This is a genomic window from Intestinirhabdus alba (assembly GCF_009711095.1).
GTDB classification, from domain to species: Bacteria; Pseudomonadota; Gammaproteobacteria; order Enterobacterales; family Enterobacteriaceae; genus Intestinirhabdus; species Intestinirhabdus alba.
The window spans coordinates 21,086-46,072 of sequence record NZ_WMJZ01000029.1 but is presented as its reverse complement, the minus strand read 5'-3'; the positions used below and the strand labels follow the sequence as shown (position 1 = coordinate 46,072).

The 24,987-nt window shown below is 49.5% G+C and carries 20 protein-coding genes and 4 pseudogenes; 14 read left to right on the top strand and 10 right to left on the bottom strand.

The window, feature by feature from the left end; translation table 11 throughout:
- Positions 1-131: 131 nt before the first annotated feature.
- The 6 genes and pseudogenes from GJV78_RS17985 to GJV78_RS17955 form a co-directional block, all read right to left on the bottom strand.
- Positions 132-4,409: a SpvB/TcaC N-terminal domain-containing protein gene (locus tag GJV78_RS17985; RefSeq protein ID WP_155109615.1), complete on the bottom strand. Its 4,278-nt coding sequence runs from the start codon at positions 4,407-4,409 to the stop codon at positions 132-134.
- A gap of 55 nt (positions 4,410-4,464) precedes the next feature.
- On the bottom strand, positions 4,465-8,538 hold the full coding sequence (locus GJV78_RS17980; RefSeq protein WP_230979180.1) for a Tc toxin subunit A-related protein: 4,074 nt from the start codon (positions 8,536-8,538) through the stop codon (positions 4,465-4,467).
- 22 nt (positions 8,539-8,560) lie between these two features.
- On the bottom strand, positions 8,561-11,797 hold the full coding sequence (locus GJV78_RS17970; RefSeq protein WP_155109614.1) for a Tc toxin subunit A: 3,237 nt from the start codon (positions 11,795-11,797) through the stop codon (positions 8,561-8,563).
- 616 nt (positions 11,798-12,413) lie between these two features.
- Positions 12,414-13,286 carry a LysR family transcriptional regulator gene (locus tag GJV78_RS17965; RefSeq protein ID WP_155109613.1) on the bottom strand — a complete coding sequence of 291 codons (873 nt, stop codon included), beginning with the start codon at positions 13,284-13,286 and terminating at the stop codon, positions 12,414-12,416.
- A gap of 626 nt (positions 13,287-13,912) precedes the next feature.
- Positions 13,913-14,221 (bottom strand): annotated as a pseudogene (locus GJV78_RS17960) (integrase core domain-containing protein); the annotation flags it as partial.
- 16 nt (positions 14,222-14,237) lie between these two features.
- Positions 14,238-14,627: pseudogene (locus GJV78_RS17955) on the bottom strand (transposase); the annotation flags it as partial.
- A 79-nt stretch (positions 14,628-14,706) separates the two neighbouring features.
- On the opposite strand from GJV78_RS17955, the gene GJV78_RS17950 reads away from it, so the two are divergent.
- On the top strand, positions 14,707-15,027 hold the full coding sequence (locus tag GJV78_RS17950) for a TA system toxin CbtA family protein (protein WP_155109612.1): 321 nt from the start codon (positions 14,707-14,709) through the stop codon (positions 15,025-15,027).
- Positions 15,028-15,191: 164 nt separating this feature from the next.
- Positions 15,192-15,737, top strand: a pseudogene (locus tag GJV78_RS17945) (DUF4942 domain-containing protein); the annotation flags it as partial.
- Between the two features lie 200 nt (positions 15,738-15,937).
- On the opposite strand, the gene GJV78_RS17940 reads toward GJV78_RS17945, so the two are convergent.
- Both GJV78_RS17940 and GJV78_RS17935 read right to left on the bottom strand, forming a co-directional pair.
- Entirely contained in the window at positions 15,938-16,981 is a 1,044-nt protein-coding gene (locus GJV78_RS17940) for a phage integrase (protein WP_061873357.1), read from the bottom strand.
- The gene (locus GJV78_RS17935; RefSeq protein WP_155109620.1) at positions 16,981-17,610 is read right to left on the bottom strand and encodes a phage repressor protein CI; all 630 of its coding nucleotides are present in this window, start codon (positions 17,608-17,610) and stop codon (positions 16,981-16,983) included. Before GJV78_RS17935 ends, GJV78_RS17940 begins: the two co-directional genes overlap by 1 nt.
- Before the next feature lie 92 nt (positions 17,611-17,702).
- Between GJV78_RS17935 and GJV78_RS17930 the strand changes: the two genes are divergently transcribed.
- From GJV78_RS17930 to GJV78_RS17890, 9 genes and pseudogenes are all read left to right on the top strand, one after another.
- Positions 17,703-17,966 carry a hypothetical protein gene (locus GJV78_RS17930; protein ID WP_061873356.1) on the top strand — a complete coding sequence of 88 codons (264 nt, stop codon included), beginning with the start codon at positions 17,703-17,705 and terminating at the stop codon, positions 17,964-17,966.
- 30 nt (positions 17,967-17,996) lie between these two features.
- Positions 17,997-18,506, top strand: coding sequence for a phage regulatory CII family protein (locus GJV78_RS17925; RefSeq protein WP_061873355.1), 510 nt, complete (start codon positions 17,997-17,999; stop codon positions 18,504-18,506).
- Positions 18,507-18,513: 7 nt separating this feature from the next.
- The gene (locus GJV78_RS17920; protein WP_065317295.1) at positions 18,514-18,714 is read left to right on the top strand and encodes a phage filamentation protein Fil family protein; all 201 of its coding nucleotides are present in this window, start codon (positions 18,514-18,516) and stop codon (positions 18,712-18,714) included.
- Positions 18,678-19,016 carry a DUF5347 domain-containing protein gene (locus tag GJV78_RS17915; protein ID WP_026005870.1) on the top strand — a complete coding sequence of 113 codons (339 nt, stop codon included), beginning with the start codon at positions 18,678-18,680 and terminating at the stop codon, positions 19,014-19,016. Before GJV78_RS17920 ends, GJV78_RS17915 begins: the two co-directional genes overlap by 37 nt.
- An 88-nt stretch (positions 19,017-19,104) precedes the next feature.
- Positions 19,105-19,311: a DUF2732 family protein gene (locus GJV78_RS17910; protein WP_167519629.1), complete on the top strand. Its 207-nt coding sequence runs from the start codon at positions 19,105-19,107 to the stop codon at positions 19,309-19,311.
- Positions 19,311-19,532 carry a TraR/DksA family transcriptional regulator gene (locus GJV78_RS17905; RefSeq protein ID WP_155109610.1) on the top strand — a complete coding sequence of 74 codons (222 nt, stop codon included), beginning with the start codon at positions 19,311-19,313 and terminating at the stop codon, positions 19,530-19,532. The genes GJV78_RS17910 and GJV78_RS17905 overlap by 1 nt, the downstream gene beginning before the upstream one ends.
- Complete coding sequence (locus GJV78_RS17900) at positions 19,533-19,829, top strand: DUF3850 domain-containing protein (protein ID WP_061873352.1); 297 nt, start codon at positions 19,533-19,535, stop codon at positions 19,827-19,829.
- Positions 19,826-20,113 (top strand): DUF5405 family protein, encoded by a 288-nt coding sequence (locus tag GJV78_RS17895; RefSeq protein WP_155109609.1) that lies wholly within the window; start codon positions 19,826-19,828, stop codon positions 20,111-20,113. The genes GJV78_RS17900 and GJV78_RS17895 overlap by 4 nt, the downstream gene beginning before the upstream one ends.
- A pseudogene (locus GJV78_RS17890) lies at positions 20,106-21,026 on the top strand (replication endonuclease); the annotation flags it as partial. The gene GJV78_RS17895 and the pseudogene GJV78_RS17890, both read left to right, overlap by 8 nt.
- A gap of 139 nt (positions 21,027-21,165) precedes the next feature.
- Here GJV78_RS17890 and GJV78_RS17885 read toward each other — a convergent pair.
- Both GJV78_RS17885 and GJV78_RS17880 read right to left on the bottom strand, forming a co-directional pair.
- Entirely contained in the window at positions 21,166-21,510 is a 345-nt protein-coding gene (locus GJV78_RS17885; RefSeq protein ID WP_016242203.1) for a phage protein Gp27 family protein, read from the bottom strand.
- Positions 21,511-22,863: 1,353 nt separating this feature from the next.
- Complete coding sequence (locus GJV78_RS17880) at positions 22,864-23,052, bottom strand: YlcI/YnfO family protein (RefSeq protein ID WP_087816400.1); 189 nt, start codon at positions 23,050-23,052, stop codon at positions 22,864-22,866.
- 143 nt (positions 23,053-23,195) lie between these two features.
- Here GJV78_RS17880 and GJV78_RS23050 point away from each other — a divergent pair, with 143 nt between their 5' ends.
- From GJV78_RS23050 to GJV78_RS17865, 3 genes are all read left to right on the top strand, one after another.
- A complete protein-coding gene (locus tag GJV78_RS23050; protein WP_230979179.1) occupies positions 23,196-23,927 on the top strand; it encodes a hypothetical protein in 732 nt (243 codons plus the stop codon).
- Entirely contained in the window at positions 23,924-24,214 is a 291-nt protein-coding gene (locus GJV78_RS17870; protein WP_155109608.1) for a hypothetical protein, read from the top strand. Before GJV78_RS23050 ends, GJV78_RS17870 begins: the two co-directional genes overlap by 4 nt.
- A 239-nt stretch (positions 24,215-24,453) precedes the next feature.
- Positions 24,454-24,981 carry a Mor transcription activator family protein gene (locus GJV78_RS17865; protein ID WP_155109607.1) on the top strand — a complete coding sequence of 176 codons (528 nt, stop codon included), beginning with the start codon at positions 24,454-24,456 and terminating at the stop codon, positions 24,979-24,981.
- Positions 24,982-24,987: the final 6 nt, after the last annotated feature.

Sequence of the window (24,987 nt, the reverse complement as noted above, 5' to 3'; positions counted from 1 at the left end):
CCGGTTAATCGCGCCCCTTCTTCCTGGCTGATAAAATCCCTGTCTCGCCTGCTTATCTGCGTGATTCCCCTCCGACGTGGCACCCGGATATGTTTTGACAGAAGCGGCAGACCCGCTGCCGCTGTAAGGGTTCAGACCTCTTCTGCCGTGTCGTTTTCATCTTCGCTGACGGTAAACCAGGGCGTGAACATCCCGCGACGCAGCCAGTTTTTTGCCGTTCTGGTCTGCCACACGCGCCCCAGTGGATCATAAAAATGCGTATCGGCATACAGATCCTGACGGGCAGCGTCATCACTGACGTATTTCCAGCTGTCGAGGAAATAGGGCTGGTATGTCCGGACTGCCTGTCCCTTATTGTCATACTCCGTTCTGCCGGAAACAGCCCACCGGAAACCGGTTTGTGCCGTCGCTGGCAGTTCGTCTGGCCCTGCTGTCAGGCTGCCGTCCTCTCCCCTTTGCCAGGCATCCCCCGCCGTTTGCCGGACCGAAGTCTGCAGCACCCGGCCAAAACCGTCGCTGAACGTGACCTGCTGGCGGATTTGTTGCTGCGGATCGTTGTCATAGCGATCGGTGGTCAGCACGGCGACGTGAGGAGGAAGTCTGTCCGCCTGTTCCTGTTGCCAGCTGTCCGTAACGTAAATCATGCACTGATGGACAGGCACAGGCGCGGCCAGTGCAACCGCCGCGTCCACCGTTACCGGCGGCGTGAACGAGCTGTCACTGTATCCGACATGTTCACTCCCCTCCGTTCCCCGGAAGGAGGTCGTTGTCACACGTCCCAGCGCATCAAGCGTCAGAGACCGGATGTTATCGTTCGCATCAACAACCCTGACCGGTGCCATAAATCGCCAGTCATATTCTGCTGAAGTGGACAGGCCTGCCGCATCTGTGGTTTGTGTAATGACGCAGTCGCAGGGATCGCGGGTAAGGCTCACCTCACCGGTAAGGAGCGTATCTCTGACCGCCACCGGCAGGAAGAAGTGTGCTGCAGCCGCATAAGTGACGTATCCGCTGCGCACCGTCCATAATGTTTTTGATGCTTCATCAGCATCAGCAAAAAGGTACGGCGACTGCGTATACCCTGCCTCTTCCAGACGGGCCGGGGTTAAGTCCGCCGTTAATGAAGTCACCATCTCGTCGTCAAGTACGGCTTCTTCACTGAACGCCACGCGCGGTGGAAAAGCCGGATTACCGGTCGTGGCTTCTCCCTGCGCGTCCAGATACCAGGTCCGCTGCTGTCCACCCGGTAAGGGTTGCGCATCAGCAAACGGGCCATCCACCGCCAGCAAATCTTCAAGCACAAAACCTTTCGCCGGCCCGGTTATATTCGGCTGTGTGAAAATATCGTTGCGGGCCGCATCGGGCAGACCTTTTATCCAGATACCGCGGTCCGGTTCGAATACGCTGTGCCAGGCGTTCCGGGTTAATGCCAGACGCAGGATCTGCTGCTGCTCATCGTAAGAGCTGGCAAAAAGCGTCCCGGGTAAGGTATCCGGATACGGGTTTTGAGTCGGTTGCGCGCGACGCGGGTAATTGATGCTGACCTGCCGGAGCGGCTGGCCGTATTCATCGCAGCTCAGCAGCACCTGCTGGCTGCATTGCGGATCGCAACTGATACGTTCATAGCTGTAGATTCTGCTTTCAACTGTTTGTGGGAAAATAACCGGATAAGCGCCCCGGGATTCCACCAGGCGCACCTGCGACCGGCTTTCACTGACTGAATAGGGGATGTTTGCCAGAGCACTCCCGTCACTGCCGTATAGCTCCGAGCGTAACATCATCCCCTTCAGGCCGCGGCGAAGCCAGTATGCGGCCTCATCATCAGGGGTAAAAGCCTGCTCGTTGTCCCCACTGCCGGTGGTAAACCGCGGAAGATAACCGGGGAAAGCCTGCTCATCGCCGGCCCAGAATTCATTGTGCAGGCTGTCATCCACCGCAGGCAGGCCGGTGGCGTACCAGCTGAGGCTGATGGCTGGCATGCTGATCTCCCCGGCGCTCCTTGTGTCCGCCAGCACGTCAGTGTCGCGGATCTCAACGAAGCCAAAACCCCGAAACTCCCGCTCCCGTCCGTCCCAGACGCCGTGACGGTAGCGCACGAGGCTGGTCAGGTGATTAGTCGTGATTTCATCGATAACGTCCGTGCGGCACAGCATATGCAGCGCAAACGGCAGATAACAGGCCGGCGCTGATTTGCCTTCTTCCACGGCGTCCCTCTTTTCATCCAGCCAGAACTGGGCCGAGCTGCGGTAAGTCAGGGCACAGCGGGCCCCCATATTATTGTTCGTCCCTTTCAGCAACCACGGCTTGCTTTCCGTCAGATGGCAGACCCAGTGGGTGGGGACAGGATGGGGGACTGTCAGGACCAGACTGGCCACGCCAAGCCCCTGAATATCCGCCAGCTGCAGGCTGCAGGTCCGATCATAATGAACGCCCTCCGGCAGGCTGATGCTGAAGGATTCTGCAAAATGGTTACCGCTCTGATTAAGCCAGACCACAAGCCTGTCGCTCAGGGCGTAAATCAGATCGGTGGTCCCTGAGCCGTCCATATCGGCAAGATACAGCTGTTCCGGGTTAAAGGTTTCTGCTGGCCAGCTAAAACCGTCCATACTGACGGGAGTACCGAAGCGGCCGTGTCCCAGTGCGGGCCAGTAGCGAACGCCTTCTGCACGTATTTCCACCAGTTGCTGCTGGCCGCTGCCCGCCATATCGCTGAAGGCAACCAGCACGCCGGCATCCGGGTTAAACTGCGGCAGGGTGATATCATCCGGCTGCATGACGATTGTCGCGGGGTTCCAGCCTTCGCCGGTTCCGCTGTACAGACGTACGCTCCCGGGCCCGATCAGCACCAGATCGCTCAGGCCGGCCCCCGACATATCCGCCAGCTGCGCGTGAATGTGCGCGTACTCCACCGGCAGCGCCTTAAAGGGTGTGAAACTCGTCCAGCCGCGTTCCGGCGTACGCTGGTAATGCCCGGCAGTGCCGGAGGCGGTCACGACCCACTCCAGGTATCCGTCTCCGTTCAGGTCGACCAGCGAGCCGCCTCCCCGCAGGGGCGGAACAGCCGGCAGCGGCGCGGGTTTATCCCAGGTGACCGCATCCGCTCCGCCTGCCGCGTCGCGCACGGGTGCCCGATACCACCAGGCTTTCCCGTCCTGATACAGAATGCCCGCCATGCCTTCCCCGTTCAGGTCAACCATCCGGTAAGGCTGCAAAAGGTTGAACCTGTCCATGTCAGCCCGTTTCTGCCATTCCACCGTTGCCGGCGGGGAAAAATCCTGCCAGTCCAGCGTCAGGGGAGGAAGCGTTACGGGACGACCATCGGCCTCGTAAGCGATTTGCTGAACTGATTTCAGTGTGGTAATCGAGGCGTTCTCCTCCCAGGCCAGCAGCAGGCGCGACACCAGATAAGGGGCGTTTTCCGCCTGCGCTTCTCCGGCCAGTGCCGCAACATCGTGATACATCAGTAGCTGGCAGCAGAGGCGGCGGGTGCGCACATCAAAACCGGCATCGTAGGCTGAGAAACAATCCCTGCGACACGGCCAGTCGCCGCTGCCCGGCGCCAGCCACTCAGGCGCGACGTCCGGGTCGGTTCCCCGCTCGCCATAATCCAGAACCAGCGTAAACAGCCAGTCTGCAGGTGATGGCTCTGCCATAAGTGCAGGTAATTCACGGGCGGCGACTTTGTTGCCGTACCAGACCGCAGTCAGGTAGCGCTGCGCGGTGGCATTCGGGTGTGCGGTCGTCTCCGTTTCGTCACAGCCTTTTTCATCTTCGGCCCGGTACTGCCAGTAAATTTGTTCACCCGTGGCCGACACGGAGGATTCAGCCAGCCAGACGGCCACCTGCGCCGGGTTTTCAGGGTGGCTGATACGGGCCTGAGGGTTGCGCCCCAGAAGATGGACCTGCCCGTCGGGGCTGTACATCACCCAGAAACCCGGTTCGCTGTGGCTGAGAGGTTCCCAAAACTCCAGTCGGCTAAAATCCGTTTCGGTTCGGCTGCGCCAGGCTGAAACGGTGAAATCTTCTCCCAGCTTTCTGTCAAGGAGCATGCTGTTGTGGCGCAGATCAGGCTCCCCCACCTCATTCAGTGCCGGAACAAGGACTTCCCCGTCAGGCCCGGTGAATTCATCTTTTTCGTCATAAGCCGGTACGCCCTTGCTGGTACGCCGGCGCACCGCGGGCTGGCTTACAGCCCAGCCGATGCCAAAGGGCCCGTTACCGGCCCGGCTGTGATAGTTCAGGGCAAGGGAAGGGGCATACCCGCGACCGGCGCTGACCGGCAGCGCGACCGTAAGCACTGCCGCGCCGTCAGGACCTGCCGCAGCCATGTCTCCTTTCAGTCCCGTGACGGCCCCGCCGCCTTTAGGCAGAGAAGGCGGTTCCAGTTTGATGGTGTCTGTATTTTGCATAGAAGGATTCCTTACGGTCCCCGAAGGGGACCGTATAACAACAGAAGATTCAGGATTAACTGTTACGCATGATGTAGCGGATATGGAAAATGATATCGCTCAGGTTTTCCACGATGGACCGCTGGTTCGGCGCCGCGTCACCGGCGTCCTTCACATTAAAAATGCTCAGCGTCAGGGTCATTGTCCTCGGATCTCTGCCCTCAAACGGCAGGAAGCGGCTGTCGTCGAAGTTCACGACAAAGCGCCCGGTATCCTGCATACCGTGGGACAGCGTGGCGACGGTTCCCTTGTCATCAGACAGCGTGGCGGCAATGTCCTGATACGGCCCCAGCAGGGTTGGCAGCGTGACGGCAATGCTCTTGATAAAGAGCGTTTTGTTACTGCTGGTCGGGCCGTAGTCATCAGCCAGCTGCAGGGTTGACATATCCAGCACGGCGCTGAAAATGTGGGCGTCATCCAGCTTAAGTTTACCGACCTCAGACTTATCCGGGCTGCCGTTAAGCACGCCCGTGATGACGGTACTCAGGCTGCCGTTTTTCTCCCCGCGCAGTGCGGCAAGCGACACCGTGCGCGTGGCCTCCAGCCCGTTCGCGCTGTTCTGGAGCCAGACGTTCTCCAGCTTCTGCAGCCCGGTGGTAAGCCCTTCGCCGGCCAGCAGCCCCTGGTATAAATCGTTCCAGACCGGCGTACTGAAAATACCGTCTGTTTTGCTGCTGCCCAGCTCACGCTTCAGCGCTTCCCGGGCCTGAATACAGACCGGAATGGTGGCATCGTAGAGCTGGTAATAGAGGGAGGACAGGCGGCTGACCATCCAGTTATAGAGTTCCTGTCCGGTAAAACGGCTGCTCTGCAGGTCGTACACTGCCTGCGCATTGGCCGACTCCATCTCCGCCAGCGCAATCTGCTTCTGCTGCATGGCAATCTGCGCTTTCAGGCTGTCAATCTGCGATTCTGCCTGGCTGATATCCTTATCTGCCAGCTCACTCTGCAGCGCCCACTCTTCCGCCCGGCGTCGGTAACCTGCCGTGACCTCACTGACGGAGGCCGCCTGCTCGAACGTACCTGCAATGGTCTGCGCTGCCCAGCCAGCTCCGGTGACCGGTGCGCCCAAATCACCGCCGCCGTCGGCCATACCAAAGATGTTCGGGATGGCGCTGAGCGAACCGCCATATATCATCAAGGCCGAGGCCGCCACGTTTGCCTGAGTGGCATTATTGCGTAACGTCAGCCCCTTCTCCTCGGCTGCCGACAGGCTGCCGTTTATCAGATTGTCATAATAAGATTTGCGCATCTCCGCGCTGGCCCGGCTGGTATTCAGGGATTCAAGACTGGCGTTCAGGCTGTCAAGATTCTTCTGCGCAATATCCTGCTGTTGACCCAGCACCGTAATCTGCTGCGTCTGCAACAGCAGCGTCAGTTGTTCGCCGTCACGGCGCTCCAGCGCGCCAAGCAGGGTACTGCCAAACTGGCTCAGTTGTCCGACGGCATAGCGGGCATGGTCTGCCAGCAGAGGATAACGCCAGCCGGTGTCGGTCAATTCCGCCGGGCTGACCTCCCCCTGTATGCCATTGCCACCAGACTGCTGGCGATGCAGTTCGGCAGGGTCAACCGGGGTGGCAAACAGCGGCAGGCTGAGCGGCTGGCCGTCGAGGCTCAGATTATGGCGCAGGTTGTAAAGGCGGATATCCAGCTTATCCCAGTAGGCCAGCAGCACGTCATTGTACGGCGGCAGGAAATTACCGTCCCCCATTTCATTGGCATCCCCGGCACGTAACCACTGCGCAAAGGTCAGCGAGGCCCCCTCAGCGCTGCGCGTGGCCGGATTTTGTATTGCATCGGCTTCGGCGGACAGGGTCGGGTTATCCCAGGTATTCGTCACCCGGATATCCGGACGCGGGCCGAGCAGCTGCTGTGCCTGGACATAGTACATTTTGGCTTCGGTCAGCGTGTCGCGCTCCAGCAGGCGATAGGCCGCATCGCCGCGGGCAATCAGCAGGTCAAGGGTGTGCTGAAAAATGGCCAGCTTATAGTGCATCGGGTCGGCGGTGGCTATCATATCCGGATCGGTACTGGCCGGCATATCGGCGAAACTGTCCCAGGCCACGTCCTGCTGCAACGGGTAACAGTTCCAGTAGCGGGGCTGGTCTTTATCATCCGTCAGGATTTTGCCATCTTCATCGCGGTAGCCGGCGCTGTTAAAGATATATTTATACCAGCGTTCAGCCTCCTCAAAGCGTTGCTCGGTGGCAAAGCGGGTGGCGACCAGATAAGGGATATGGAAGAATATTTCCCACAGATAAAGGCCATTGTGCCCATTAAAGGCCACGTCACCTCCCAGAAAATCATTATCCTGCACCTCGTAGGTAAATAGCTTTTCATCTAATTCATCATCAGATGACAGACCGATATACTTCATAATGTCAAATGATGGAACACCGGGATCAAAACCATTGATTGCCAGGTGTGGTAATAGACTACCTTCTGGTGGTATATATTCAAAACCAGGCCCCATTTCCCCATAGTTTTCGTCTGAAGGCGGGAAATCTGGCATTTCTGCATCGACGACCTCCTCATATATCTCTATTCTGTAAAAAGGAGTAGCGTCATAGATGTCTAGTGCCTTTTCTTTTAAGGAAACTATTGTTGGATTAGAGGCATCGCCTATAGCCACATAATCATCCTCATTCACTTTATATTGTAGTAAAGCGCCATCAACTTGGAAAATTTTACATTGCCTTGTAGCATTATCATATTCAGCCTGAAAGTGAAAATCCCCCACTCCTACAAAATACCCTGTTACATCCATAGAGTAGCCTGTAACAGTTCGGGTGATTTCAGAGTTGACATCGGTTACGTTTGTAGCATGCTTTATTGCTGGTTTATAAGTAGTGGAAACGTCGATTGGACTGCAGGTCATGCCTTTTTCGATGTCTATTGTATATTCTCTACAATCCAGAGTTTCATCTTCGTTGCGCAAGGCCACATCTATAATAAGTACATCGTTTTTGATGTAAGCAGAAAGTTTCTCCACCTCCTGGGCTGAACTAACAGACAAAACATCAAATATTCTCGGAATATACGGCAAAACTGAACCTACTGTACCGAAACTTATCGCAAGGACTTCGTAACCGTTTTCACCCACCCCCAAAAAATACAATGTATTTCTGGACTTAGAAAAAATAATGTTTGCAGGGATAATATCTAATGCAACAGGAATCCCTGCCTCCGAAACAGACAAGGTGCTACCACCTGGTTTATTGGTAAAACAAGGTAAAATTTTAGGATCAACCTCATCTTTTTTAATGATAGTCCAGGAGCTATCATTGTTGAATTTTGCTGCATTTGCATAATAGATAGTATCAGCGCTATTGCCTTCTGCTGATGTTACTTTTTCCTTTGTAATCCATAAAACATTGAGGCGGCCATTATCAATGTAAGGGAAGATTTTATCTTCAAAAGTTTGTGACATCATGGCAGGGAGCTTTTTCCATTCACTCCATTTTAAAACACCCTTTTTGGAATAGCGTCGCCAGTAATAGCTTTGGGGAAGGCATGCATCTTTCCCCAGGAAATATACATCATCACCCTCAGGGGAATTACAGCTGGAAATATAAACAATATTATCCAGGATCTCAAATTGAATTAAATACTGCTGAAGCGCCTTATTTGCAGAATCAGTAGTTAACCTGGCCTGGTTTATATTATTTTCTAAATTTTCAAATACCTCTGTTTTATTCATTCTCAGGGTTGGATCAACATAATTCCCGGCATAAAAGCGCAGCTTCTCCTTACCGGCCCAGGTGCTGTAGCGCTTGTTATACTGGTCCCAGTTATCCAGGAAGGCATCCTGTGCCAGGTATGAAGTCGCCGTGCCAGCCAGCTCACCTTCATACCCTTCCAGCGAGCGGTGGATAAACAGCTGCAGGCTGCTGATGGCCTCCGCCAGACGGGAAGTGGTCACGGCGTTACTGATTTTTGTATCCAGCAGCAGGTATTCGTACAGGTCATCAGCCGTGGTCACGCTGCTGCCTTCCGGCAGCGATGAAAAGTCATGCGTCGCCAGATAGTAGCTGACCAGCGCGTCACGACGCGCTTCCTTGAGATTCTGGTTAAATAATGAGATTGACATAGTATTGATATCCTTTATTTATTTATGCGGTCATGCCAGCGGTCAGTGCGTTTGCCACACGGGAAATCAGGACGCTGTCTTCCGCTTCGACACGACTCTGTGCCATGGTCAGCAGGTCATGCAGAGCGGCGGAGCCAACGTTGAGCATCTGACCCGTACGTAGCCAGGTCAGCAGGGAATACAGCTGCGCAAAACTGTGCGGGAATTTGCCGTCGCCAAACAGGAGCGTGTTCATATTGAGGACACTGTCCGCCGTGAGGTTATGAAGAGCCGCGATTTTCTCCGCCACTTCACCAGCGGACGATGCGTCATCGGCCAGTACCGGCAGCAGGCGCAGGGCCTCGTCGACGGAGGTAGTCACCTGGCTCTGCCAGCGCTTGAAGCGGGTCAGTAACAGCAGCAGAGGTAAGTCCGGTTGCGGAGTGGCGGAAAGAGAGCTGTCCAGCTGGGCGGGGGTATCGGTCAGCAGCGTCAAGCCCTGCTCGCTCAGATTCAGCCAGCGGGCTACCAGCACCAGCTGGCTCAGACGTTGCGTTGCGTCCACCAGTCCGGTGGTATCCTGCTGCAAATCATCCACGGTGGTGTTCTGCGCATTGTCAAAGAACGCCGCGATGCTCGCCCAGTAGCCATCGAGCGTGAAGTCAGCGTCCGTTTTACTCAGCCATGTCGTTACCGGGCCCATAATATTGGCCTTGAGACCAAAACCGCCGGCCAGCGCGCGGCATACCTTCTGCAGCAGGGCATCGTCCTTTTCAGCGTCAGCAGAGAGGGTACCTTTCACGCTGTGATAAACGTTTTGCAGGAAGGTGAACATCTCAGCCGTGGCGGTGCCGCTGTAGATCGTGCTCACCATCGCCTGGACCTGAATCAAATTCAGGTTGTTATCAGCCATCCAGCTCAGCACCTGCTCAGTGCGTTGGATAAGATCGATGGCGGCAAAGCCGGTATCACGGCCCAGCGCTGTCAGTAAATTGTTTGTACCACCGGCCATCAGCTGCCACAGGCACTCGGCTTCAGCAAACGTCAGGCCCAGCATGCGGGGAATGGCGCCAAAGCGATAAATCTGTCCGGCGGCACTCTCAGACATGGTGAATGTTTCTGCATCACCGAAACAGTAACGGCCTGTACGGGTGAATTCATCAATGGTTGCGCCAAGGGCTTTAGCGCAGATTGATTCATAAACGCCCTGGTCGCCATTGTATTTCACCGTGCCGCCCACAGGGATGCTGTCTGTCAGATCCGCCGAGGTGAAGAGACTCTCGTAAAAACTTTTTTCCTGCTTACGGGCGTACGGATTGACCGGGCCAATAAAGCTGACAAACGTATCGGGGGTAATGCCATAGCGTTTCTGCATATCCACGCAGGCTGCCAGAGCTCTGAGCACCCGGGTGTCGAGTACCGGGGAATCGTGCCCTGCGGCCTTTGATGCGTTAACAATCACCCAGTCGAGCATTTCGAAAGACAGGCCGGTGGTATTACGCAGGCGGATAAGTTTTTCAGCATTTCCCGCCAGGGAAACCAGGGTATCATCAGTGAAATTCAGAGCCGCCGGTTTGGTGATATTTCCTGAGGTATCACGAACTTCTGGCTGTACCCACAACAGGCGCTCGTCAGGCTGCTTAATATCATCCAGACCACTATTCAAATATGCAGCGCCATATTTCCAGACATCTTCACGGCTCGTATTACCGTATTTGTAGAAAGGACAGCTATTATGAGCATCAGTAGCATTATGAGCATAATCAGCCTGGGCCGTGAGTTCCAGAATCTGATTAAAGGTAAGGCCGGTTTTCTCCCGAAAAACGGAAATATCATTCAGCTGCGTGACTAAATCGCTGGCTGAACGCTGAGCACCATTTTTAAGCCCATAATGGCTGGCGATATCGGCCTCAGTTAGCGCCTCATTGGCCATCAACTGATAACTTACCGGGGTCAGATTCAGTATGGTTCGCACCGGCGGGTTCGGGGCGGTATCCGGAGGTAGCGTCGCTTCTGGTGAAATCGTGGTGTCACCCGTATCATCCTTACATAAGGTAAATAATAGTGCTGTCTCGGTGTTAGGTTCAGTTACCGTCAGCGCATCGGGCCAGTCGGTAGCATCGCTGCTCTTATGCCCGATATAGCCTTTACTGGTTTTGAGCCACGTTCCGTTTTTACCGTCTGGTTCCAGGGTAATGGCCAGGTGCCTGGCCGGCTTAATATCCAGATTTCCCGCCGTGTTCCCCATGCGGGCATAGTTTCCTTCATTTCCATTATCTTCACCGCTGTCTGCCATCAGATAGCATCCAGACAGAGAGATATCATTAAGGGTGACGTCGCCGTCAATGCCCAGGTAAAGCAAACCATCTTGCTGGGTAATATGCAGAGGGGCAGTCTGCACCGCTGCAGCCGATGGCTTCCCCACATTCAGATGTGCCCCCGGCAAATAAGCACCGCCAGCGGTGGCGTGCGACAGCCAGACCATTTCTCCCTCAGTTTTCAGGAAAAACCGTTGTCCTGAAACCACCTCCGGAGAAGAAACGCTGCGGATTGAGTATCCATCCGCGGCGAAGGACGATGCCTGTATATCAGACAGGCTATCCCAGATACCGTTTAAAGTTCGGCCCTGAGCGCCCACGGCAGCGTTGATTTGCGTCAGCTTGTCATCATAAGGCAATGACATGGGGGAGAAGCTCTTTGACAGGGCGTTAAGGTTGTCGCTGTTATTGCCCTGCAGGATCTCAAGCAAAAGATCGAGAGAAGTGATCTCCTGATTCATCGTGGTTTCGCTGAGGATCAGGTTTTGCAGGTCGGGGCGGCGGCTATTGATATCAACTGCAGAACTGTCCACATGGAGGTTTCTGGCCACCTTATACAAGGCAACAGCATAGCGCCCCGGTGAGAACAGAGACTGAATGGAGGCCGCATCAGCGTAGTCAGCGCTGCGCGCCATCAGATCGGAAAAGTCACCGTCTCCTCCCAGATTGCGCAGCAGAGTTTCCTGAAGAAGAGAGGATGGGGATGGTGCAAGCTTTTTCAGTCCGCCAATAACTGGCTCCTGCCGCAACTGCCATGAACGAAAAAGGCTTTTTAAGGTTTCCGCATGCTCCCGCGCCTGACGATAAATCTCTCGCGCATGGGCGGCATTCATATCTGGAACGGTTTTTATAAAATGATCGCGACCTTTATTAATGATATCAAAGACAGATCGATAGCCTGCTTTATTTAATTTGATAACGGACTCTGTCTCTGATACAGACAGTAAATTATCGGTGGACATATAACAGTCTCCAGGTGGTTAGAATGTAAAGATGCATATTGAGTCAGCATTTAAATTCAAAAATAAATTTTAATGCCAGGTAAATAAAGTGAATTTTTGTCAGGATTTAATGATAAAAAATTCATCATTCGCCAGGCGAACTATAAAGGTAAAACCAATGCCAGTGGTTGTTTTGCAACTTAAAAATCATAATCGAACAACAGTCTCAGTAACATGTTTCTGTCTTGATAATCATCATATCGAAAAAAAACAACCTGGTATTGAAAAGAACTTTATGTAATATGAAAAAATTGCATCTTAAGCATAAACTATACAGTCAAATAGCATTGCTTACTCTTTTTTTGTGAAGTACAACACCTTCTTCAACGCTTAGTTTTAACCGTTTTTTTTCTAGCGCTCTTTAAATAGGAAAGAAAATAAAATTACAAACATATGTTATTGCATAATGCTTGTTGAAGAATATTCACTCTCAAACATAAAAATTTAATTCAATGCTTATATAAATAAGATAATATTTATGTATCGTATGGCTTAATCTCGCATAAGTAGATGCAAGCTTAATCGCCTATAGATAAAAATATATAATAATATCAGGGCAAATATTTAGATAATAAAATTATGGCTTCTGTATACAAGTTAATACGCCATCTAGCTCGTCGAACCTTTCTCTTTTGAAATACAACGCCCTGTTAATTATAAAATCCAGCTCAGGTGGTAGCTCGATGAAATTAAAATTAACATCAGAGAAAGCTGGGTGGGTAAAAGCTCTGTCAGACACAATAGAGATCCCCATATCTAAGGACAACTCGCCTATGACATCAAAAATATCTGGTAATCCGATAAAAGTACTTTCTATTGAATTAGCACTTAACATTTCTTTAAACTTTCTGAATACCTTATGCTGTAATGATGTATTGCTTTGAAATATTTTTTCTCCCTTCAGCATTGATACCGCATTTTTATATTTATTTTTTATTTTGTCACTCGCAATAATACCTATTCTCTCGGGAGGTAATGCTATCTTATAAAGATTTTTAAGGGTATTGTTTTCCAGCCCAAAGGAAGCATCTAATAACACATCACATTTTTCATCTATGACATCTGCTAAAGGTGTTAGTGAATTACTGGATATAACCTCAATAGAGTCACCATAAGCATCAAATAAATAACTAAGTTTTTTGGGCAGCGAGGGATTTAACAAGCCATCAACACAAATAACAATTTTGGGTTTATCACTTTTGGCACGATTAGAAATTTTAATTCCCATATCATAAAGAGGAGCGATCTCGCCATATAATTTTTTCCCATAGCGCGTAAGGAAAGCACCATATTTTTTCCTGACGATAAGTTTTTTTCCTAAACGCTGTTCAAGTTCATGAATTCCATGACTTAGGGCAGAAGGTGTTAAAGAAATTTCGCTAGCTGCCTTTATGAAGCTACCTGTTCTCGCAATGGCGATAAACTGGTGAATTTGTCGACTAAAAAACATGATAACCTCCGATAATATTAGTCACGAACCTTTTTTAACGGTTATTTGTTGCTAAGAATTTGATATAGATCGTATTTTATTTATTAAGTAAATTATTTTACATCTCATTAATGTGTTTTAAATTAAAGTTCATCAAATAAAAAAGGGATGTGAGTCACACTTTATCTTGTGAACTAATTAAGAAATCAATGTCTCGAGGCAGTATATTTAGTAATAAACATGCTACTTGAAAAAAAATTATAGCTGAGTTGATTATTTTTTTTCTATCCCCAGTACATATTATGATCAAATATGGGAAAGTACCTTCCGCTCAATCTATGTAAGGCGGAATTAAATAGTTACTTGTTGAACAGTTTGAAAAACATTCAAAGATTTATTCATGGCTATATTGATTCGTAAGCCTGAGAGTTAGCCAATTCCTCTTAACATGCTTCGGCTCTACCTCGTTCAGACAACCAAATGCAGATGTACCACTTTCGCTGGCCATGCTAAACGAGGAAAATTTCTCCACCCTGGGCTGCATATTTTGTTGCTCGAACTGGCACGGCACCAACTGTTACCAACTGTTTCGGAAACGAGATCAGCTAGTCTCTCCCGTGTTTCCCTCTGTCAGAAAAGTGTAGTGGTCAAGTAATATTGGCCACGGTTTTACAGTAAAAATGGTATCTGTTCTCTGACTCTTCCGGCGTCAGCCCACCGTTATAATGGTGAGGTCTGACGCTGTTGTAGTAGTTCAATATGTAATCATTAATTTGCTGCCGGGCCTCGTCTTTACCCGCATAGCCTTCCGCCGGCACCCATTCTGTTTTCAGACTGCGGAAGAAGCGTTCCATGGGACTGTTATCCCAACAGTTTCCCCGCCGACTGACGCTTTGTTTTATTCTGTAACACCAGAGAAGTTGTTGATATTTCAGGCCCGTATACTGGCTTCCCTGGACGCCTTTCTAAGAGTCAAGACGTTATCGGAATGCTGTTAACCTGCCTGTTTTGATTTCGTAGGAATGTATAAACTTCGCGTGAGATATAGCGCTTCAGGCAGCCTATTGCTGCCATTTTTGTATGTCCTTTGGCCACTCGCCTGGCGGCATAGTTCTTCGTTTTATCATCAGTTCGTAAACGTCCGATAGCGATGATGTGAAGTGCATTATTTGCAGCACGATCCCCACCCCGATTAAGTCGGTAACGGTTTGTTTTTCCGGAAGAGACGGGAACCGGGCTGACACCACATAGCGCCGCAAAACCTGATTCGGTTCTTAGCCGTTGGGGATTGTCTCCGGCAGCGATCGGTAACTGCGAAGCGCTTTTGTATCCAATAGCATTACGTTTAATCAGTTCAGGTGCCCGTGGTAGCTGCGCTTACGTTTCTATTTAACCAACCCCGTAACACCTTCTCTCTTCATCTTTTCTCAGGGTTCTACCCATGCACATTTCCACTGTACCGGCCAGGGGGCCGGTTTCGTCACGTCTGTCGCCCGTGCAGGTCTGGCAGCGACTTTTAGCGTATCTGCTGGAACACCATTACGGCCTGACACTTAACGACACGCCATTCCACGACGACGCGGTCATCGAGGAGCATATCGACGCGGGAATAACGCTTGCCGATGCGGTTAATTTCCTCGTGGAACGTTATGAGCTGGTACGCATCGACCGCAGAGGGGTTACATGGCAGGAGCAGACGCCATTCCTGAGCGCTGCCGATATTCTCAGAGCAAGGCGAGCTACCGGATTAATGAATACTTAAATTCTTCGGGCCTCATTCCTGATTTTTACCTCTGCACTTTTCTCTCTTTTTACTCATCGCATAATGCGCCTGCCACTTTCGGCAGGCGTGTTTGCTTTTACGGACGATTAACGATGTAAACAGAATCCGACGTGTTAACAGATCGCAACGAACTTATACTTTCGACCAATATTGACCGTAGTATCGGCGAGACTTGATGTTGAAGTCTGGCATGATAGCCTTGATGGATGCGCAGGCCCATGACCAGTGGCATAAGTACCTGGAGGAGGGGGCCATCAGCGAGGCGAATATCCTCAGTACTTTTGAGCAGCTACATCTGAACAAAATGGATGTATTTGAGCGTGGCATCATCAATGTTTTAAAAGGGCTACAAAACCAATGGTCCCTATAGCTTTGGTAAAAAGATCATCGTCAGCAATCTGGTGACGCACAGCCGCTGGGGCTGGCGGCGGGATCAATTAGCGGACCTGGAGAAAATGTTGTTTCTGCTGGATGGTAAACCGATACCCGACAACCGTGGCGATGTCACTATACGTTTGATGGAGCATATTCGGGACAACCCGTCGAAGGATGTTTACGAAGATGATTTCTTCAGTATTTGTTACTTCCAGAAGGGAACCGCGCACATCACTTTTAAGCGGTACGATCTGACAGAAAAGATGAATGATATCGTGGCGAAGCACTATCCGGGGATGCTGGCGGCGAGATGAAGAGGGCAGGGCGGCAATGCTTTACCTGACCCAAATCGCATCCAAAGAAAAAGGAGTCAGATGATTTCTCATCTAACTCCTTGTTTTATTTGGTGGCCCCTGTTGGGTTTGAACCAACGACCAAGCGATTATGAGTTCCTACGGGAACAACCGAAAATCAATACTTTGCGTTTGAAAACAGTCAATTAGATTATCAAAAATTATCTATGATTATCATCATTACTCATTTCTACCGCCACTTTATCGCCACTCACCGCCAGAGGGTTGAGCTTAACGGCATCCTCTAAATGGTCAGGAGCAAAGTGCGCATATCGCATCGTCATTTTGATGTCGGTATGGCCGAGCACTCGCTGCAAGACCAGAATATTGCCACCATTCATCATAAAGTGGCTGGCGAAGGTGTGGCGCAAAACGTGGGTCAGTTGCCCTGCCGGAAGTTCGATGCATGTTCTTTCCAGTGCAGACCGGAATGCGCCATAACAATCGCTAAATAACCGACCTTTTTTATCATTAGGCAGAGAATCGTAAAGTTCTTTGCTAATTGGAACGGTGCGATTTTTTCTGCCTTTCGTGTTGATGTATGTGATTTTGTATTTCGCAAGCTGGCTTTTTCTCAGACTCTCAGCCTCAGACCATCGAGCGCCAGTTGCGAGACATATTTTTACCACAGTTTCTAAATCAGGGTGGTCATGCCGTTTGCATTCTCCGAGCAGTTGCGCAATCTGGTCGTGAGTTAACCAAGCCATTTCCATTTCTTCTGTGCGGAAAGGGCGCATATTCTTTAGCGGATTTTCACCCTTCCATTCTCCAAGACGATTTAACTCATTAAACACTGCGCGGAAGTAGGCGAGTTCAAGATTAAGCGTGCGAGGGGAAACCTCTTTAACCCTATTTGAACGGGCATGCTCACCCTTTAGCCGCTTTTCCCGGTAGCGAGAAAACATCTGCGCATCGAAATCGCGTGCGAGCGGTTCGCCCATGCACTCAAAGGCATGATGCATAGCTAACTGACGTTTTAGCCCGTCTTTCAGAGTAATACCGTGGGCGCTGTACCATGCGTCAACCAGTTCTTTTAATGTGCGTCGGTCTTCCTTTTCTTCCTGCCAGGGGTTTTGTACGGTGTACTGCTCAAATGCCAGCGCCTCGCCTTTAGTCGCGAATTTCTTTCTGATTCGTTTGCCTTTTGCTCCGTTTGGATAGAGCTCGCAAATCCAGCCTCCGTCCGGATTTTTACGGACAGTCATTAACTCACCTCACTATATACACCCACCACGCGGCCTAATGTTTGAATGTCATCAACCAAGCATTCAAAAGGGACTTTCCCTCCGGCAACGTGTAGTTTTCTACCTGGTAAAATCGTTAACTCACGAATGCTTTTTGCGCCCTCAATATCTACAAGCCATGAACCATCTGACAGCAAGGCATCAGTCTCAATAAAGTGAGCCGCATTGTCCGACAGTATGCATTGTGGGTTGTTAAGTGGTCGATTAAAGAGGGACTTAGATATCCTCAAATCTGTACCGTCAATCAATCGACCTTCACTTAATGTGAATGACCTGACTGTTAACTCATCAGATTCAACAGATGTCTTGAGGTTACTGCCTGATAGCTTTTCCCCTTTACCTGTAAGCAACCATTCTACATTTGCACCTGTTTCCAGAGAGCAATGAACTATGAAGTCATAGGAGATAGCCCCTCGTGTGTAGCGGTTTTGCAGGGAACTGGCCGCGATATTGAAGTGCCGTGCAAGCTGGATTTTTTGAGCAAATCCGTAGATTTCACAAATCCTATCTAAGACGTGTTCGTTACTAATTTCTGAATCAATTTCCATAAAATTCGCATCCGAGTATTGACCGTTGCGGCTTTTGCGCATTAACATGCGGCTTAACCGTAATGCATTGATGATAATCGCTGACAATCGAAGAGCATCAATGATAATTATTGATAAACAGGGAATGATGCAATATGGCTTCTGAAATTACAATTGTGAAAATTCCAAGTGAGATTGTTTCTCCTCATGAGTTTGCCGCTTTAGAGCGGGTCTCTATCGCTACAGTTCGTCGCTGGACTACTGGCGACAACCCTTGCATACCAATCGAGCCGCGAGTCATTAAGCCAGGTCGTAAACGTGCAAGCGGCATGGTTCGCATTTACTACGCGCGCTGGAAAGAAGAGCAGTTGCGCAAGGCGCTGGGACATTCCCGCTTTCAACTCGTTATTGGTTCTTGATTCACTTTATGTGAATTATAAGGATGCAGCATGTTAGATTTTCGCGTTTCGTCACATACACACTTTGATGACGCTTGCAGTAAATTTGCAGCCTCTCACAACGTTAAAGAGCTAGCGGTAAAGGCTGGCATCAAGCCTCATACGCTTTATAACAAGCTAAACCCTGAACAACCGCACCAGTTAACTCCCCGCGAGATATGGACGCTGACAGATTTAACGGAAGACTCAACCCTCGTTGATGGTTTTCTTGCGCAGATTCACTGCCTGCCATGCGTGCCGGTTAATGAGTTGGCTAAAGATAAATTGCAGTCTTACGTCATGCGCGCAATGAGTGAACTCGGTGAGCTGGCGAGCGGTGCTGTATCTGATGAGCGTCTGACCACTGCCCGTAAGCACAACATGATTGAAAGCGTTAACTCTGGAATTCGTATGTTGTCATTGTCGGCTCTGGCGCTGCATGCGCGTCTGCAGACTAATCCCGCTATGTCGAGCGTGGTCGATACCATGAGTGGTATTGGCGCATCGTTTGGCCTGATTTGAGGTGCGTATGCTGAAAAGTGAACCGTCATTCGCGTCTCTGCTCGTTAAGCAAAGCCCCGCCATGCATTACGGCCACGGCTGGATCGCAGGTAAGGACGGCAAGCGCTGGCACCCGAGCCGCTCACAGGCTGATTTACTGGCCGGCCTTTCTACTCAAAAGCAGGGGGAATCATGGCTATTGAAGCTGTTTCCGCGACTGTTCCGCTAAAAGCAGGTGAACGTCTGGCCGGTCTCAATCATGTGGCTGAATTGCGCGCAAGATATTGGGGTGATAGTTGGAAAGAGGTTGAGCGCTTTGTCGATGATATGCGCGATAAACGTGACTCACAATTTGAAGAAAATAATCGGGCGCTGGCCGCTATTTTCTTTCTAGCAAAAATACCGGCGGCTCGTCATGAGCTCGAATTAAGTGAGCTGACTACTGACGAGAAAAAAGCGCTTATTACAGCGATGAATCATTTTCGTGCAGTAGTGAGCTTATTCCCCAAACGGCTAACCATGCCGAATTAATCCAAACACAAATTTAATGGCGTAAACCCGCCGGGCTTCTTATTGCCCAAATTCAGGAGAAAGAACAATGCAGAAAGAATTACCAAAAATGTTTGTAGCCGAAACTGACCCGCTTATGACTGTGATTGATATTGCCAAGCGTGAGGAGCGCAAAGGTCGCGCGCTCGCAGTTTCAATTCGTCTTGAGGCATTGGCAACCCATATTGCCAACAAAGGGTTAAACAGTATTGAAGCGGCTGAACTGCTGCGTCGTGAAGCAACCCGCTACGAAAATGAATCACAGGAGCTGCACTAATGGCCGATGCAATTGATTTAGCACAACAGCGTGAGCAGGAAGACCGCGAGCGCCATATCAACACAGCGCGCAGCCGCATCGCTGCGTCATCTCGTTTCTTCTGCGAAGAATGCGACGCACCAATCCCGGAAGCACGCCGAGCTGCAATTCCGGGCGTGGCCTATTGCGTAACCTGTCAGCAAATAGCAGAGCTCAAATCCAAGCATTACAGGGGCGTTTAAATGTGCACAGTTCATAGTTTAAAAATTGGACCGATGTTTTTTGCAGATGTTTTATCTGGTCATAAAAAAGCCGAATTCAGAATCAATGACCGTGATTTTAAACGTGGTGATTTTCTGTTACTGCGGGAATGGGAGGGGGAATATACTGGTAATAAACTCATTGTAAAAATCACTCACATCTTACCAATTGATAACTTAATTAGTGGTTGCGGTAATTGGGTGATGTTATCTATCACTCCAATCTGTGCTACCGACACATTATCGATAATTGAAGCAATGGTAGGGGGTGAGTTATGAGCCTCCGCATAGAAATCGGTGATACATGGGTTATTACCAGCGACCAGTATCAATTCATCTTGAATGAAAAGAAAGTTGTTAAGTCCGGTAAAAAAGCTGGTGAGGAATGGCTCGACACTATCGGCTATTATCCGAAGATTAACCAGCTTATTTCCGGCCTGATACACCATCATATTCATGGGTCGGATATTACCGCCATTGGCGCTATGGCGGCAGAAATTGAGCGGGTAGGGCAACTATGCATTGCAGCCATTGAAGGGGCTGGCGCTGATGCTGATGCATAGTTCTACGGTTGCTTATGCTTATCCGTGGAATGCTCCACGGTCGGCAATAGCCAGCCCTTATATTACTTATGACCAACAGTATCGCCGCGACCGTATGTTCGCGGCTTTGCTGCATGCGAGAAAAGTGCTTTCTCTCCAGCCTGAGTGCGTGCGTTTTGACGTTTATCGCACCGCTACAGTGCTGGAGCAAACTCAGGGCAGTCAACGAGCCAATGCCTTTTTAATCAGCTTCTGCAAAAAGGCATTGCCACGTCTTGAACTGGTCGCGAAAAAATACGAGTGCTCGGGCATCAACAGCAATGTATCAGCCGCTGTTTTCGATGGTCATTTTGATACCCAGCTTATGCAATATCTGGCGTCACGCATGGTCAATATGGTCGCCAGATTTAACCGCCTCCCGGATATGTCGCGCGCCGATATTGACCTGCTGGCCGCTGATATCGCTAATTTCATTCGTGCTGAACTGGCTGATATTGATGACACCGGATTTAGCGAACTCAAAACGTTGTACACCTGGTACATGCGCGCCGGTTTTATTTCACTGCAATTCAACGTTACACCGCCGAAATGGGAGCGTGTGACTAAAAAATATTTTGGCGAGGATGAAATTGCACCGGCAGTAATGCGTATGTTTAATGAGGTTTGGTGGCGTGGTCGTTTACGTCGTATTGCGTCTGCGTGGCGCGAACACCTGCACATTGCCGTTGGCAGCGTCAGTAAAAGAAAACATGTCTATGCCAGTAAAAACTGCGTGACTGACTGGCGCGAGCAAAAGCGCCGCACGCGCGAATTTCTCAAGGGGCTGGATCTCGAAGACGAAGACGGCAACCGCATTAGCCTGATTGAAAAATACGACGGCTCGGTAGCTAATCCAGCAATACGCCGCTGCGAGCTGATGACCCGCATCCGTGGTGATTAGACATGAGATAAATACAGGGTTTCCCGTGAGATAATTGTGGGACTATGGGGGAAGATGTTGGAAAAGGTTGGATGGGGGTTTGTAAAAGAGTTTCCGTATACGTAACGGGAGGGCAAGCCTCCCGCGCAGTCAATTATTTCTGGTCGTAAAGCCACCCCATCAAATTTTCAGCGTGTTTTGTTACTTCATCTGTTGGCAGCTTTTCGTCGGTTTTTAAACAGAGCGAGGCAATCTCCAGACAGCGAAGTTTTATATCCACAATATTAGCTGTTGCACCAGGAGCATCGCTCCCTGCAATAAGCGACAGGCGGCGGCGTTCAGCATAGCGATGCAATGATGATTTTGAAACCGGGTATCCCAACGAGTTTAACCACTCAGTAAGCTGAACGTAACCGCTGAATGAACTTTCGGTCAGCTTTTTATTAAGTTCCTTCTTGATCGGGTCGGGTAATTGATTAACCGTCTGAGGTCGTGCCATATTGAAATTTACCTTACGTTGCATAGTCCGGTAAACATGATTAATCAGAACGGTGAAGTTTGTTCTTAATGCGCTTTAATCATCATGGCGGGTCAAGAAATAGCCGAGGTTCTGGCCGTCAGTGCCACCTTAAATCCAGCGTTACCGCCATAACCAGCTTAAAAAATGAATGACAGATGGGGCGGTTACGAAGACTCAGAAATGTTAAAGGCCACCGGGGGTGAGCCGGTGGCCTTACTTACGTTTTCTGACTGCTTACGGTAAGCAGGCCAGAATCAGCTCGATAAAGGCAACAATCGCCTTAAGAGCGATGACAGCGATTTGAAGAAATCCCTTCATCCGTTTGCTCCACTACAGGAGCGCGGCATCATCGTTAAAGCCCTTCCACTGCCTGGTTAACGGTGTTGCATTGTTAGTGGATGCGTGACGCGCTCAGGTTGAGGCACTGGAGCGGCACCACCCGTAATCCAGCCAGGGCTTGAACACGTTTCACATGCCTGCGTTGTGTCAGAACGCGACACCCACTAACGCCGTGATTATAAGGGCATCAGCAGTGTAATCAAAGAACTGGAGTAAATAACGGACAAAAAAAAGCCCAACTGGTGAGGTCAGGCTTTTTTCTTTGGGTGCTTAAGGTGATGAATCTCTGTTCAAGGTAATGAGCCTCAACCTGAGCGCGTCACGCATCCACTAACAGGGATAAGTGTACTAACTTGGAACAGATGATGCAATCATAATAAGCTTATTGATATTACCAGACTCCAAAAGCGCCAGCGCTGGCGCTTTTGGAGCGTTATATTTCTACCAGTAAAGCTCCCCAATCTATATTACCCGACTGTACTGAAACGGCAGACGTTTGCCGTTTTGGGGATGATTCCCAGCGCATGGAATGATTGAACTACTTGAAATGTCCCAGCGCTGGGACATTTGTGATTCGAGACCATCAATCAAATGCGGTATTTGCAAATCTGCCAACGTTGGCAGATCTAGATTGTAAGAATGCCACAGAACCGCTCAGCGCTGAGCGGTTTAGATGCTACGTTTAAAACCGACAGAGATGTCGGATTCACAGTTAAAGCTGCGTAAGTTTGCCACTCAAGATTTGCTGTTTGGGGTGGCGGCAGCACTTTTACTTGTGTTCAGAATTGACACCGAGCGGTCAACGTTGTCCGCTTTGAACGCTGGATCACTTCCTCTCAAAAGCGCAAGCGCCTGCGCTTTTATCGGAGTAACGTACCATTCAAAGTTGAGCGTTTTAGGGTAAGCATGCTGTTTTTTACTGATGGAAAGCGGACAGCGCTGTCCGCTATGCTGAAAGTGTCCGACTTCTTTTTTACCGAACGGTACGGTAGTTCATCTCTTGGGGTCAACACCTCTACGCCTCAGTTCATTTCGAGCAAGTTCTTTAAGCCAGTTGCCTAAGCTAACTCCATCTGATTTAGCGGCAGCATCAAGCTGCTCTCGTAGTTCTGGTGAGATACGAACATTAAACATTGGTGCTTTTCCCGCGCCTTTTAAACCTTTATCAATTTTAGTTTGCATACTTGAAGTGTATAGACCTTTGGTGTAATGTTTTCAGTAAGGGTCTATACACTATAACATGTGTAAGGATAAAGAAAGCGGCTCTGAAAGGTGATGCAACACCAGACAGAGCCTGACCATCACCGTTAATAAGGCTAACGACAATGGATACAATCAAGTTTAACCATTCAGACGCAACAAACCAAGCTGACGCGATCAGTTTACTGTTGGCTAAGAGCGACGATGCTCAGGCTGAGGCTATGGATCTGATTCGTGCCGGGGTTCAGTTGCATTTTATCAAGAACAGTAATCCTCATGGTGGATTCATTAATCGGCTCTCTGAATTAGGGATTTCACACCGTGTCGCGCTTCATTCCATGCGAGTTGCCCTTAAGTTCGGTATAGCCAATACTCCCCGCGCCACAATCGCCAAAACAGGCATAGGAAAAACGAAGTTATCACTACTTGCCCGGTTGGATGAAGTGACACTGGATCTCCTTGCCAGTGGCGGGGCATATAACGACCACACGCTTGATGATATTCTTCACATGAGCGCCAGAGAGTTGCAGCGCGTAATTCAATCTGGCGAAAATATTATTTGCGAAAGAACGCTAACCAATAAAGGAGATACCCCCTCTTTGTCTGTTGATGATGAATCCGATAAAGAGGCGGAAATAAAGCATTCAGATCAAAATGAAGAAAATAAAAAGCAATATTGCCGGGAATTATTCAGAGTGGCTTTACGTTACTCCGGTGTAACTGAACTGGATATACTGACCAAGTCCATTGAAGAACTGATTTCCTGTTCACTGGCAGATAAATACTGTCCCGGACTGAATGCAGCCAGTTATGAAGTTTATAATAAATTTATGATTAACCGGAGGGCTGCAAAATGAAACAGGCTGAAACTCAAAATACTTTCCGTGCGATGCCGTCATTTTCGCAAGGTGCCTCTGATGATATTATGTTTTTAAGGACTGATGCTAATCAGGAGTTAATTTACGATTCTGCCACTTACCGACTCGATGCAGTTCGTAAGTTGCTTGATTTTGCGTCAACAATTAGCACTGATAAATCTGGTGTATCCTCTGATGTTTCAATGGTGACAGATGCAGCGGGGATACTGGTTACTGATGCAATGGCAATACTTGATGGACTAATGAAAAACAGACGGCCTCAATAATCCGGTTTCATTCTACACAGCCCCTCAAATGAGGGGTTTCTTCATATCTAAAGTACATTAAAAAACATCCCCGCCCCAAAGCCATATTCTTAATCCACATTAGTAACCCGCGCTAAAAAAGCCTGTAAGCCATTTTAAAGCGTTAATGGTGTATGTGCTGATTTATCACCAGAAAGACGCCTCATAAAGCTTTATAAAGCCTTTTTAGCGCACATCTTTATCATTACCGAGGTGTGATTATGATTACAAGAGAGGGATTGTACGCAACATCTGACACTCTGGGGGCAATGGGGGATGCGATTGAAGATTTTCTGACTGATGCGGGCTATTCACAACTTCAGGCAAGTAGTGCAGCAAATAAAATTGTTTTGCATATATCTGATAATCTTGGTGGTTGCCAGAATTACATGCCAAAAGAATGTGAAGACGCCCCTAAAGCAACATCTTTTCTGCATGAGCTTACAGGTGTGATAGCGCAGGCTTTGCTCACAATACAATGCTTTTCGGCTCAGGCCGAAATCATTTCCCAGGAAATTACAGAACACCTTAGAAGGGTCTTTAAAGGTAACAATTTCTATATACCTAATGGCGCGGCCAGAAACTCTTTCGACAGAAATGCCAGGATATTTTCCGATTACAAACAAGGGATGACTCATCGTGAATTGGCCAGGAAATATGGCAATTCTATCCAGTGGATTTATCAGATTATTGCCGCCGAGCGTAAGAAAAACAAAGAGCGCCGCGATATGAAACAGGGACAAATATAAAATGAC